Origin of the sequence: Rhodanobacter sp. 7MK24 (assembly GCF_014842995.1) — a bacterium.
Taxonomy (GTDB): domain Bacteria; phylum Pseudomonadota; class Gammaproteobacteria; order Xanthomonadales; family Rhodanobacteraceae; genus Rhodanobacter_A.
Genome location: NZ_JACYXL010000018.1, coordinates 1 through 13,401 on the forward strand (window position 1 = coordinate 1; position 13,401 = coordinate 13,401).

Annotated in this window: 10 protein-coding genes; 4 read left to right on the forward strand and 6 right to left on the reverse strand. The window is 62.9% G+C overall.

Annotation, left to right across the window (positions count from 1 at the left end; genetic code table 11):
* Positions 1-185, reverse strand: a 185-nt coding sequence (locus tag IHE49_RS18055) for a hypothetical protein (protein WP_192160561.1), incomplete at its 3' end; no start/stop codon positions are given.
* Between the two features lie 352 nt (positions 186-537).
* On the opposite strand from IHE49_RS18055, the gene IHE49_RS18060 reads away from it, so the two are divergent.
* On the forward strand, positions 538-2,100 hold the full coding sequence (locus IHE49_RS18060; RefSeq protein ID WP_192160563.1) for a sulfotransferase: 1,563 nt from the start codon (positions 538-540) through the stop codon (positions 2,098-2,100).
* A 106-nt stretch (positions 2,101-2,206) separates the two neighbouring features.
* Here the strand turns inward: IHE49_RS18060 and IHE49_RS18065 are convergent, their stop codons facing one another.
* Both IHE49_RS18065 and IHE49_RS18070 read right to left on the reverse strand, forming a co-directional pair.
* On the reverse strand, positions 2,207-5,371 hold the full coding sequence (locus IHE49_RS18065; protein WP_192160565.1) for a TonB-dependent receptor: 3,165 nt from the start codon (positions 5,369-5,371) through the stop codon (positions 2,207-2,209).
* Positions 5,372-5,791: 420 nt separating this feature from the next.
* The gene (locus IHE49_RS18070; protein ID WP_192160567.1) at positions 5,792-6,580 is read right to left on the reverse strand and encodes an AMP nucleosidase; all 789 of its coding nucleotides are present in this window, start codon (positions 6,578-6,580) and stop codon (positions 5,792-5,794) included.
* Between the two features lie 161 nt (positions 6,581-6,741).
* Between IHE49_RS18070 and IHE49_RS18075 the strand changes: the two genes are divergently transcribed.
* A complete protein-coding gene (locus IHE49_RS18075; protein ID WP_192160569.1) occupies positions 6,742-7,686 on the forward strand; it encodes a DegV family protein in 945 nt (314 codons plus the stop codon).
* Between the two features lie 156 nt (positions 7,687-7,842).
* Here IHE49_RS18075 and IHE49_RS18080 read toward each other — a convergent pair whose 3' ends face one another.
* Positions 7,843-8,622, reverse strand: coding sequence for an SDR family oxidoreductase (locus IHE49_RS18080; RefSeq protein ID WP_192160571.1), 780 nt, complete (start codon positions 8,620-8,622; stop codon positions 7,843-7,845).
* A gap of 80 nt (positions 8,623-8,702) precedes the next feature.
* On the opposite strand from IHE49_RS18080, the gene IHE49_RS18085 reads away from it, so the two are divergent.
* Together IHE49_RS18085 and IHE49_RS18090 are read left to right on the forward strand one after the other, a co-directional pair.
* Positions 8,703-8,921 (forward strand): hypothetical protein, encoded by a 219-nt coding sequence (locus IHE49_RS18085; RefSeq protein WP_192160573.1) that lies wholly within the window; start codon positions 8,703-8,705, stop codon positions 8,919-8,921.
* 68 nt (positions 8,922-8,989) lie between these two features.
* Positions 8,990-9,802 carry an ATP-binding cassette domain-containing protein gene (locus tag IHE49_RS18090; protein ID WP_192160578.1) on the forward strand — a complete coding sequence of 271 codons (813 nt, stop codon included), beginning with the start codon at positions 8,990-8,992 and terminating at the stop codon, positions 9,800-9,802.
* Positions 9,803-10,038: 236 nt separating this feature from the next.
* Here the strand turns inward: IHE49_RS18090 and sppA are convergent, their stop codons facing one another.
* Both sppA and IHE49_RS18100 read right to left on the reverse strand, forming a co-directional pair.
* Positions 10,039-11,952 (reverse strand): signal peptide peptidase SppA, encoded by a 1,914-nt coding sequence (gene sppA, locus IHE49_RS18095; protein WP_225578557.1) that lies wholly within the window; start codon positions 11,950-11,952, stop codon positions 10,039-10,041.
* Between the two features lie 53 nt (positions 11,953-12,005).
* On the reverse strand, positions 12,006-13,400 hold the full coding sequence (locus IHE49_RS18100) for an MATE family efflux transporter (protein WP_192160580.1): 1,395 nt from the start codon (positions 13,398-13,400) through the stop codon (positions 12,006-12,008).
* Position 13,401 lies beyond the last annotated feature (1 nt).

A 13,401-nucleotide genomic window follows, 5' to 3' on the forward strand; every position in this document is an offset into this window, starting at 1 on the left:
AAGCCCGAACCGCCCACGACCTGTACCGAGGCACCGGACGTCGGTGCGCTGCCGAAGATGGTGCCGGTGGTGGCCTGCGCCAGCACCTGGCCAGTCATGCCCACGCCCGCGACGATGGCTACGGCCAATGCTGTGCGACGCAACGCGGAGCCGCGTGTTGCATTATTGAAATTCTGGATATTCATAAGATCAGAAACTCCCCGGTGAAAATGACTACGCAAATCTTAAGTTGCTAGAAAATCTAGACAAATGCCGATTCTGGCCTGATGTTTTCAGTCACAACCATGTCGCCATGGGGCAACCGAATAAAGCAAACCGATCCACAGCACATGCCACACTCGCTAGCAACACTGCTACTTGCTCGCCGACATTACGCAGTCGGCTAACAGAAAGTCAACATTCAAGGAATTGCGAACTCGAATGCGCAAATAAATGCGAAACCAAAGAATCGCAATATATTTCGTCAATTCGTTTCATTGCTCTACCAAAATCCCAACAATCGTTATCGCAAAGAATCCTCATGGAATGACTGTCCACATGAAGCCCCACCACTCTTCAATTACCACCGGTCAGCTGCTCGTGGATGCTGGCAAAGCACTCAGTCAAGGCAAGCTAGATCTTGCCGAACATGCACTTTCGCAAGTTCTCGCCATCGATCCTGAATTGGCCAATGCACAATTCCTGTATGGAGTGGCCTGCTTGATGGGCGGCAAAGCTGCAAAGGCAATCGGCTTTCTGCGCAGGGCTGTCGCCCAACGTCCCGCCGACGCCAATATGCAGATGTATCTGGGTTGCGCCCTGCATGACGCTGGCATGTTGGACGAAGCCTTGAGCTACTTACGCCGAGCCTGTGAGATGGCTCCAGGCCAAGCGACCGCCTGGTACAACTTCGGTAAAGCGCTCAAGCAGCGGGGGCAACTGCTGGAAGCCGACCAAGCTTTTCGACGCGCCTTGTCGCTGGACGCACAGCACGTACTGGCTCGGATCGGTGTGGCCGATATCGCCACCATGCAAGGAGACATTCCCCGCGCCGTGTCCGAGTACCGACATGTGCTCCGCTTGCAACCCGACCGCGCCGAAGCTTGGCATGGCCTCGCCAATCTCAAGACCGAACCGCTGAGCGCAAGTGACGTCGACCAACTCCGTCGCGCCCTGTGCAATCCCGACCTGCAACCCGATATGCGGGTGATGCTCGGCTTCAGTCTGTTCCGTGCCCTTGAGGATCTGAAAGACTACGCTGGCGCATTCGAAGCGCTGCGCCATGCCAATGCGGACAAGCGCAGCCTGGTGGAGTGGGATGCTGCCGCCGAACACGCGAAAATCGATCGTATTATGACGGCCTTCAACACATCGTTGCCGGCCCCCGTGGATCCGGACTTAGGCAGGGAAGTCATCTTTGTCATCAGCCTGCCGCGCTCAGGTTCGACGCTCGTGGAGCACATTCTCGCCTCGCACCCCGAGGTGGAAGGTGCCAACGAGATTCCCGATCTGTCGCTGATCATCGACGAAGAGTCTCGTCGCCGCGACCAACCGTTCACAGACTGGGTTGCCTCGGCCAATGCGGAGGACTGGCACCGTCTGGGCGTGGACTACCTTGCCCGCACTGCACGCTGGCGCGAAAAAGCACCCCGCTTCACCGACAAGGGGCTCGATAACTGGCCGTTGGTTGGTGCCGCACTGGCCATGTTGCCGGGCGCGAAGATCGTGCACTGCCATCGCGACCCGGTCGAAACCTGCTTCTCCTGCTATCGCCACCTGTTCCGGCATAGCGTGCATTTCAGTTATGACCTCGGCGAAATGGCAGCCTACTATCGCGACTATCAACGTCTCACCGATTTCTGGCTGACGCATTATCCAAGTCAAATACTGGACTTCCAGTACGAGGCGCTGGTACGGGAACCCGAGACCCAGATTCGCCGCCTGCTTGCATTCTGCGATCTGCCCTTCGCATCTGCCTGCCTTGCGCCTCACCAGACCAAGCGCGAAGTACTCAGCACGGCAAGCGCCGCGCAAGTGCGACAGCCCATCCGCAGCGACACTGCGCACAGCGCATCTTACTTCGCCTGGCTGCAGCCGCTGCGGGAGCAACTGGCACGCTGAAACGCACAAGGCCGCCGGTTGCCCGACGGCCTTGCGCATTCAATTGCCTCCCTTTCCCTCGCGCCGCCTGTTTGCGACAGCGCGAGGTTAGAGAGTCGGCTGCTTCTTACCAGTCGTACTTCGCACTGAACATCGCATAGCGCGGCAGTTCCGTGCTCACTGGCAGCAACCAGGTTGGGTCAGGTGAGTTGGTCGAACCATAGCTGCTGACGTAGGCCGTGGCCTTCTGCTCGTTGAACACGTTCTGCACCTGCACCTGCAGGGTAAGGTGCTTGCCTGCCCACGCCGGGATATAGCTCACGCCCAAGTTCAGCTGATGGGTCCAAGGCGTATTGCCGGCATCTCCCGGCCGCGAGGGCTGGCCGCCACACCAGTGGTAAGACTCGCCGTAACCATCCGGATCGGTTTGATTCGGCCCGTAGTAGCCCAGGCAGGAGATCGGCGAACCCGACTGGATGATGTACGAACCACTGAGCAGCCACTCCGGGGTGATGGCGTACGTGCCATAGACCTTCAACGTGTGCTTATGCATGTTCGGCAGATCGCCGTTGGAGTACTGCATCAGCTCGGGGAAGTCCCATGCTTCGGTGATCGAACCGGAGGTATGGCCGCCTGCTGCACCCGAAGCATTGCTGATCTGGCCGACCGGCGAGTCCGTCGGGCCTTCCGTAGTGCCATAGCTGCGGGCAAACACGTAGTCGATCTTGGCCATCCACTTGCCGTCCCACGGATGCTCCAGCGACTCCTCCAAGCTGTAGTAGTTACGGAAGGCAGCCGGGAAGCCTTGCACCAACCCTGCCGCACTCGTCGCAGTGCTTGGATTCCAAGTGTAGGTCGCGTAAGTGCCGCTGGTTGTCAAGTACCGCAGAGTGTTGCTGCGGCCCGGGTTGACCAGCACGTCCGACTCGGTACCAGCCTCGGAAGCCGCCGCATTAGCCGGCAGCGTGATACTGCCTGTGTCGTCGATGATGTCCTTCATCTTCGACCAAGTGGCCTGCGAGGTCCACACCAGCGACTGGCCGAACGTATTGAACGCCTTCTGGAAGCCCAGCACGTATTCGTCCTGATACATCGGCTTCAGGTTGGTTGCGGCGATGACCTTCGGATCCTTCGGCACGCCTTCCTCGCCGTCGGGTGAGATCTGCTGGTAGGGGTTCGTGATACCGGGTCCGGACACCGGAATCTGGGTCAGGCCCTGCGGTACACCGTTGGCATCGATGGAGGTGTAGGTGTAGTACTGGCTCAGGTAGCTGTTCGAACCCGCCATGCGGGCACCCAGACCCGAGGGCAATGCTAGGTAGTAACGGCCCACGTTGCCGTACAGCTTCGCGCTGCTGTCGCCGAGGATGTCCCAGCTGAAGCCGAGGCGCGGAGCCCACTGCGGCTTGGTCATGCGAATGTAGGGAATGTTGTCGCCGTTGTAGTTGATGAACTGGTCGTTGCGCAGACCCAGATTCAGCAACAGGTTCGGATTGACCTGCCAGTTATCCTCGATGTACTGCGCCTTCTGTTCCACAGTGAATGACGCCTGGCCGCCAAACACCGTCTTCTGGACGTAGTAACCCTTGGGGTTGGCGGGCGTCACCGCGCTGCCGACACACTGGCCAACGTTGTTGCAGAGCGTGGTCGCCTGCGTGGTGGTCGGCATCACATTGTATGCCCAGTAATAGCCAGGCGAAGAGACGGGGCTGCCGCCGTACGACCACTGGCTCAACGTACCGTCATCGATATCCGTGCTGCGCTGGTTGTCGATACCAAAACGCAGATCGTGGTCGCCCAGCTTCCAGTCCAGATCTAGGCGGAAATTGTTCGTCGAGGACTTGTGCCCAGTTGTGGGGATGGTTCCAGGATTGGGATTCGTATTACCGTTGCCAGGGACATTCGGGTTCTGGTAGTAGATCTGGGAAATACCAGGAAGCGCCGGATCAAGCCCAGGATAAACGTCCATCTGGCCGAAATAGGTGCTCTTCATCTTGCCGGCCAGCACGCTCAGCGTGAGGTCGTCGGTGATGTACGAGGTGTACTTCAGGATGTTGACGTTGAACTTGCTTGAGTACACCGGATTGTCGATGGCCGCGAAGCTACCGACAGAGTTCGTGTTGTAGTCGTAATTGTAGAGATTGTGGAACTGGTCCAACACCTTGGACTGGATGTTGGTGTATTCCAGCGTATTGCTGTCGTTGATGTTCCAGTCCAGCTTGCCGTAGAACTTGGGCAGGCTGGTGCCATGGGTAAAGTAGTACGGATCATTGACCGAACCCGTGGAATGGGTGTTGTCGTGCTCGATCTCGCCCGTGATGTAGAAGAACAGGGTGTCCTTGATCAGAGGGCCAGACAGATAAGCGTCATAGACCGTGCTCCAGCTGCTGTTCTGACGACGGTTGTTGTAGATGTCACCGGCTTGCTGACCTGCCGCGGTGGACGCCGAGTTGGCGTAATCGATGTTGTCGTAGCCGGTCTGCGCCCAGCTCGGGGCAAAAGTGGCGTACACGCCGGCATGCCACGTGTTGCCACCGCGTTGGCCCACCTGGCTGATCACACCACCGGTGGAACGCCCATATTCCGCGCCGTAGCCGGAAGTAATGGTCTGCTGCTCCGCAATGGCGAAGTACGGCAGCGCGATGCCGCCTGCGTTGCCTACCGGATCGGTGGTGTTGAAACCGTTGATGTAGTAAGCGTTCTCCACCACCGAGTCGCCACTGAAGGAGATCAGCGGGGTGCCGGCAGGGCCATTGCCCAAACCGGTGTTGCCTGCGGCCACGCCGGGCGCGAGCATCGCGATCGATTCGGCATTGTGTGCAAGCGGCAGCTGCTTCAACTGCTGCGCGGTGATCACCGAAGTCTGGCGAGTGGAGGACACGTCGATCGCCGGGAGCGAATTCGCCGTAACGGTCACGCTCGAGAGGTTCTGCACGTTCTTGCCGGCTTCCGCAGCGGCAAATGGCACCGCAGCACCACCCGCCACGCTCACCTGCACGTGGTCATGCGAGGCGATCACATTGCCACTCTGCACCAGCGATACGGTGTAGTCACCCACCGGGAGCTGGTTGGCGTTGAAACGCCCAGTGTTATCGACCGGCACTTCGCGGGTCAGACCAGTCTGGTTGTTGACGATGCGAACCGTCTCGCCCGACGCCACAGGCGCCGTACCGAAGACAGAACCAGTCGTGGCCTGGCCATAGGCCAGACCCGTGACACCCAAGCCCAACGCCAGCGCGGTTGCCAGCGCGGTGCGACGATGCTGAAACCCTCGTTCGAAATGCTTGCTCATTTCAATCTCCCCAAAACAGCCCCGTGGGCAATCGTTAGTAACTTCGCAGCGTTCAGCCTGCGACGGATGGTGGTGACAGCTTTTCACTTGTGAATCAGGCACCAACTCTTAAATAACTTCGCAGGTAGTGGCGAAAACACCGAGAGATCGGTGTCCGTTTGCGGTCCCCTGACCACGACCTGGATTCTGCTCATCCGGTACAGATGAAGGCTTAAAGTGGTTTTAATCTAGTTTTTATGAATGAAAGCTGTCAACAGTTTTTTGACATCTTGATTAGCAATAAATTTCGACCCCTCAAGTCAAATAGCAAGAAATAACGATTCAGTTAGAAATTACGAAGCAAACGCGACCCGAGCATTAAGCCCGTTTCGCCGAAACGATGAATTTCAAGATCTCCACCTGTATTCGAACCTGCACACCTCACTCTTCGCCATCCTCCTCAAACCGCAGGTGCTTCACGCTGCGGCCATTGCGGCGAACCAGCTTGAGCGCTTCGATGCCGATGCGGATGTGTGCTTCGACAAATTTCTCGGTGACCTTGCGATCGCTGGCCTCGGTCTTCACGCCCTCCGGGATCATCGGCTGGTCGGAAACCAGCAGCAGCGCGCCGCAAGGGATCTCGTTGGCGAAGCCGGCGGCGAAAATGGTGGCGGTCTCCATGTCGATCGCCATGCTGCGTGTCTGGCGCAACCGATCCTTGAACGCCTCGTCGTGTTCCCAGACGCGGCGGTTGGTGGTGTAGACCGTGCCGGTCCAGTAGTCATGACCGAGGTCGCGGATCATGGTGGAAACGCCCCGCTGCAACTGGAAGGCGGGTAGTGCCGGCACCTCGGGTGGCAGGTAGTCGTTGCTGGTGCCCTCGCCGCGGATCGCGGCGATCGGCAGTACCAGGTCGCCGATCTGGTTCTTCTTCTTGAGTCCGCCGCACTTGCCGAGGAACAACGCAGCCTGCGGCCTGATCGCCCCCAGCAGGTCCATCACCGTGGCAGCGTTGGGACTGCCCATGCCGAAATTGATGAGGGTGATGCCGTCGGCAGTGGCATTGGGCATCGGGCGGTCGCGGCCGTGCACTTCCACGCCGTGCCAGTCGGCAAACAGGTCAACGTAGTGGCCGAAGTTGGTGAGCAGGATGTGCTGGCCGAATTGCTCCAGCGGCGTGCCGGTGTAGCGCGGCAGCCAGTTGGCAACGATCTCGTGCTTGTCTTTCATGGGGTTTTGCCCTGTCTGGTATGCCCACCACCGCCAGGCGGGGGCGAGCCGGCGACGCCACGCCGGCAGGTTCCTGAGTCTGCCTCTCATTATGTAGGTACGCTGCCCGCCGATCTGCGCCGTGTTATGTTGCGACCGTCACACGAACCGGGCCGCGATCCATGCGCATGGGACTGACGATAGACGCATCCTGCGATCTGCCGCAGGACTTCCTGCAGCAACACCGCATCATGGTGATGCCGGTCACCATCAAGGTGGACGGCGAAACCTTCACGGACAACCGTGAACCATCGGAGGTGCAGCGCTTTATCGACCGCCAGCTCGGCAGTCGCAGCCACTCGGCGGAAACCGAGCCGACCACGGCCGAAGAGGTGCAGGAGCTATTCCTAGGACGCCTGGTGCTCGAGCAGGATTGCGTGTTCAGCCTCACCGTCACCGCCACGCGCAGCCCGATCTACGACAACGTGACGCGCGCCAGCTTCGCCGTGCTACGCAACTACCGCGAGGTGCGCGAGCAGGCCGGCATCCCGGGGCAGTTCATGATGCGGGTGATCGACACCCGCAACCTGTTCGCAGGCACTGCCCCGGTGGTGTGGGAGGCGGCGCGGCTGATTGCCGCGGACATGCCACCGGCGGCGATCCGCGAACGGCTCAACCATGTCGCCAGCCACGGCTATGGCTATTTGATGCCGCGCGACCTGTACTACCTCCGCGCGCGCGCCAAGAAGAAAAACGACCGCAGTGTGGGCCTGGTCAGCGCGATGCTTGGCTCGGCGCTGGACATCAAGCCCATCCTGCGCTGTTTCCGCGGCGAGACCGGCCCGGTGGGCAAGGCACGCGGTTTCGAGCAGGGCGCGCAACAGCTGTTCGATTACGCTGCCGCCCGCGTGCGCGCCGGCCTGATCGTACCCATGGTGTGCGTCAGCTACGGCGGCGACCTGGCGGTGCTTTCGCAACTGCCCGGCTACGACAGGCTGCGCGCAGCCTGCGAGGAATGCAGCGTCGCCCTGCTGGAAGCGCCGATGAGCATCACCGGCATGGTCAACGTGGGTGAAGGCGCCGTGGCATTGGGCCTTGCCGCCGAGGAACACGAGGCCGTGTTCTGAGGGATTGCCCACGGCCTCCAAGCGCCGTGCGTGACCGAGGAACGGGGCTTGCGTGCCCACTCGCCATTCCCGCACCAATCGCCGCCATGGCTCCCGTAAGAAACCGAGTCGTGGACGCAATTGCCGGATTGAGCCAGGCCCTGCAACGGCAGAAGCTCAAAATCCGTAGTTGAGAAAGCCGCCGTCCACGCCCAGCACCTGCCCCGTGATGTAACCGGCCGCAGGCAGGCACAGAAAGGCGATCGCCGCAGCCACTTCCTCCGGCTCGCCAATGCGGCGCAGCGGCGTGCGATCCAGCACCTCCTCCAGATAATCGCCGTCGGCCAGAGCGGAGTCGGTGCGCTGGGTGCGGATGTACCACGGCGCCACCGCGTTGACGCGGATGCCGTCCACGGCCCACTCCGCGGCAAGGTTGCGCGTGAGCTGGTGCAGCGCGGCCTTGCTCATGCCGTACGGTGCGCCGGTGCGCACATGCGTGATGCCGGACACCGAACCCACGTTGACGATGGCCGCGTTTGCATGCTGGACCAGCTGCGGATGCGCCAGCCGGCACATCTCGAAGGCGGCGAACAGGTTCAGCTCGAAGATCGCGCGGTAATCGTCGCCGTATTCCAGCGCCGGTTTCGAGGCGTTGCCGCCGGCATTGTTGACCAGCAGCGACAGCGGCACGCCGAGGTCGGCCACCCAGTCGAACACCGCCAGCCGGTCTTCCGCCTCGGCAAGGTCGGCACCCATCGCATAGACCGAGATGGCTTCGTGCTCGTCGGCCAGCTCCACGCGCACCTGCTCGAGATGATCCTCGTCGCGCGCCACCAGCAACAGGTTCGCGCCCAGCCCGGCCAGTTCGCGCGCGGCAGCGTAGCCGATGCCCTTGCTGGCGCCGGTGACCAGGGCGGTATGGCCGTGCAGTTGCCAGGCGTCGATGCGGCTGCTCATGTGGCGAGCTTACACGATGGCCTTGCCCACGGAGCCGTGCGGCGAGACACTCGGCGCATGCTCGCCATGGGATCCGCGCGATGAAAATCCTGCTTCCGTTGCTCTGTCTCTCCGCCCTCTCCGCCTGCTCCGGCAAGCCGCCGGAACCGGTCGCCCAGCCCGCCAGCGCGGCCAGCAGTCACGTCGCTGCCCCATGGGACGCGATGAAGGCGGACGAGCAACGCGCGAAAGACGTGCAGAAGATAGTGAACAAACAGGCTGCGGATCAGGAAAAGCAGGTCGAGGCGCAAACGCAATGATTGCCGTTTGGCCGTCTTGACGGCCAAACGCCTTGCATGGATCGACATTTGCCGGCATCGTTCCGAGCATGGATGCCAACCTAGTTACGCCGCCCCTGCTCGAGATCGACAACGCCACCGTATTGCGCGGCAACTGCGCGGCGCTCGACCGGCTCAGCCTGCGCATCGAAGCAGGCCAGCACACCGCGATCCTGGGCGCCAATGGCTCGGGCAAATCCACGCTGGTCCAGTTGATCGCGCGCCAGCTCTACCCCCTGGCGTCGAGCGATGGCCGGAGCCCGGTACGCGTGTTCGGCCGCGATCGCTGGAACGTGGCTGAACTGCGTGGCCTGCTCGGCACCGTTTCGCCTGCGTTGCAGCGCGACTACACCACCGATACTCCGCTGGAAGTATTCGACGCCGTGGTATCCAGCTTCTTCGCCGCGCGCGGGCTGTGGTTGGATCACGAAATCACCGAAGCCATGCGCGAGCGCGCGAACGCAGCGCTGGTCCAGCTGGAAGTCAGCCACCTGATCGGCCGCGAGATGGCCAGCCTGTCCACCGGCGAGGCGAGGCGCGTGCTGATAGCCCGCGCGCTGGTGCACCGCCCGCGTGCGCTGCTGCTGGACGAACCCTGTGCGGGACTGGATCTCGCCAGCCGTCGCCACTTCCTGGAAACCCTGCGCGCGCTTGCACGCAGCGGCACAACCCTGCTGCTGGTGACCCATCACGTCGAGGAAATCATCCCCGAGATCGAGCGGGTGCTGCTGTTGAAGAACGGACTTGCACTGCGCGAAGGCGGCAAAGCCGCCACGCTCACCGGCGAGGCGCTGGGCGAGGCATTCGCCATGCCGATCCGCGTGACGCAGCATGGCGACTGGTATCACGCCACTGTGCAATGAATCGCCTGTCTGGAGCCCGTGCCCGAACTCCTTCTCTTTGCCGGCCCACCCAACCACAGTAAAGGCGGCAAACGTCAAGCGGGCCCGAGGGGCGTCTGGCCGTTGTATCGAGGCCTTTGGAGTTTCCCGCCTACGCGACAAGCGGGACGGCCGCACCGGACCGTGCCGGGAAATTCAGGAGGCCACGGGCTTCCCGGTCACCATCAGCACGACCACGCAGAGAAATGGACGAGCTCTTAGTGTGGCGAGCAGAAGCAGTACGCATAGACGTTCGGCGCGCCGGCTTTCGCGTTGCGCAACAGCGACAACTCCGGCGCCGCCAATGCATGCACCTGCGCGAACCACGGCGGCAGCCGCAAACCCCAGCCTTGCAGCAACTCGACGCTGGCGCTCTGGCTGAAGCCGACGAGGAAACTCTCGAATGCGCTCATCGGCGCCTGCTGGTAGCGCACGGAATAATCCGCGCCCAGCTTCGCCATGCTGGCAGCCTCGGCCGTGGCGTCGCCGAGGCCACCGAGCTGGTCGACAAGTCCGCGATCCAGCGCCTGGCTGCCCGTCCAAACGCGACCCTGCGCGATGGCATCGATGGCGTCGAAGCCCTTGCCGCGGGCCTTGGCCACCCCGCCCACGAAATCGCGGTAGCCCTTGTCGATGATGGCCTGGATCACCGCGCCCACCTTGGGGTCGAGCGGACGCGTGATATCGAACGCACCGGCCATCGGCCCGGTGGCCACGCCGTCGCTCTGGATGCCGAACTTGGCCAGCGTGTTCGGCACCGAGTAATACATGCCGAAGATGCCGATGGAACCGGTAATGGTGTTGGGCTCGGCGACGATGCGATCGGCGTTCATCGAGATCCAGTAGCCGCCGCTGGCAGCCACGTCGCCCATCGACACCACCACCGGGATGCCTGCCTCGCGGGTCAACGCCACTTCGCGCCGGATCTGTTCGGCCGCATATACCTCGCCTCCGGGCGAATCCACGCGCAGCACCAGCGCCTTGGTGCGCCTGTCCTCGCGCGCGGCGCGGATCAGCGCGGCGGTGGATTCGCCACCGATGGAACCTGCCGGCTGCTTGCCTCCGGCGATCTCGCCCTCGGCCACCACGACCGTCACGCCGGGCGCGAACAGGCTCGCAGCATTCGACACATCCGTGGAGTAATGCGCGAGATCGACCGAGCGGAAGCCGTGGCCGTTCTTCGCAGCGGGGACGCCCTGCTCGCGCAGCGAGGCGATCAGCTCGGCGCGTGTGGCGGTGCCGTCGATCAGGTGTTCGTTGAGCGCCAGCTGCGCAAGATCGCCGCCGGTACTTGCGATGGTCTGCGGCAGATCGTCGACATCGGCGCGCAACGCCGCTGGATCGAGCTTGCGCAGCTTCGCCACCTCGGCGAGGTATTCGTCCCACAGTCCGCCCATCCAGTAACCGTCGGCCTCCTTCGAAGCGGCCGAGGCATGGTCGAGGATGTACGGCTCGGCCGCGCTCTTGAACTGGCCCACGCGGAACAGATGCACGTCCACGCCCAGCTTGTCGAGCAGGCTCTTGTAGAACAATCGATAGTTGGCCAGGCCGGTAAGCATCAGGCCGCCCTGCGGATCGAGCAGTACGCGGTCGGCGTGGGCGGCGAGGTAATACTGGCCCTGGTCAAGGTTCGCCGCCCAGGCGATCACCGGCTTGCCGGCGGCGCGGAAGCGGTCCAGCGCCGCGCCCACTTCGCGCAGCGCCGCAAAACCGCCGGCGTGCAGTTCGTCCGGCAGCAGCAGGATGCGGCTGATGCGCTTGTCCTTCGCCGCGGCATCGATGGCGGCCACCAGGTCGCGCAACTGCACCTGCTGCGTCTTGTCGCCGGAGAGCTTCGCCAACGTACGCTGCAACGGATCGACGCTGTACTGCTCGACCAGCTGGCCCTCCGGTTCCAGCACCAGCACGCTGCCGTCCAGCACAGCAGCCTTCGTGTGGCTGGCGGCAATGCCGCCGACGATCGCCAGCAGCACGATAAACAGGAGAAAGAAGAACACTGCGTTGACGATGAGCAAGCGCACCACGTTGATGCCGCGGCCGATGCCGCACAAGACCGCCCAGAAGCCGTTGCGGCGCGGCGGTTGCGGCGCGGACGACGGCGTGGGGCGGGAGGGCATCGGCGGTGGCGGCATGGCACGGGTTCCCTGTGGTTTTCCGCTAGCGTAGCCGTTCGCGCGGTGCCGCGTCAGGCCCGGGCTTGCGCCTCCGCCATCGGCAGGTGCGACCGCCAACGCTCGCCCCGCGCACTGCGCCAGAACCGCGTGAACAGCAGCACCGCCGCCACCGAGAGCCCGGCGATCAGCCCCATCCACATGCCACGCGCACCCAGGCCGCGATGGAAGGCCAGCCACCAGCCGGCGGGCATGCCGACGCACCAGTAGGCGAACAGGGTGATCGCCATCGGCATACGGGTGTCCTTGAGGCCGCGCAGCGCGCCGTTCGAGGCCACCTGGATGCCGTCCGAGAACTGGAACAATCCGGCCAGCACGATCAACTGCGCCGCCAGCGCGATCACCTTCCCGTCATGCGTGTACAACGTGGCGATGAAATGCGGCAATGCCAGCATGAGCGCGGCGGACACCATTTGGGAAGCCAACGTCAGGCCGATGCCGCAGAACCCGGCATAGCGCACGCCACTTGCGTCGCCACGCCCCACCGCGTTGCCTACGCGTACGGTGATCGCCATCGCCAGTCCCAGCGGCACCATGAAGAACAGCGTCGCGACGTTGAGCGCCACCTGGTGGCTGGCGATCACGTCTTCGCCCAGCGTACTGATGATGAGCGCAGTGGCCACGAACAAGCCGCCTTCGGCCAGCAGGGTTACCGCCATCGGCGCACCGACATGCAGCAGCGCTGCAATGCGCCGCCAGTCGGGCCATTCGAAATGCTCCAGCAGGTTCAGGCCGCGATAGTTGCGGTGTTTCATCACGTACACGGCAAAACCGGTCATCTCCAGCCACAGCGCAGTGGCAGTGGCAATGCCGCAACCGTGTGCACCCTGCGGCGGGATGCCCAGCTTGCCGAACATCAGCACATAACCCAGCGGAATCAGCAGCAGCAGGCCGCCGAAGCCGAAGTACATCGACGGACGCGTCAGCGACAGCCCTTCGGACAGGCCGCGCAGCGCGAAGTAGCAAGTGAGCGCGGGCGCACCCCAGCTGATCGCGAACAGGAAGCGCAGCACGTCGTCGCGCAGGCTTGGCGTCACGCCGATCAAATCGATCAGCGGCCCCGCGTGACGCACCGCGAACCACAGCAAAGCACCCATCGCCAGGGCCAGCCACAGCGCCTGCCGGAACACCGCGCCCACTTCGCCGCGGCGCCCCGCGCCATCCAGCTGGGCTACCGAAGGCGGCACAGCCATCATCATGCCGATGCCGCTGACGATGGCCAGCGACCAGATGCTGGCGCCCACCGCCACGGCGCCCAGCACGTGGGCACCCACGTGGCCGGAGAGCACCGCGTCGATCACGTTGCTGCCGACCGCGGCGAGCTGCGCCAGGATCAGCGGAATGGCAAGGCGCACGGTGGCGCCGATTTCGTGCCGCACGCGGGCACGCTCGGGGCGAAACGGATTCATC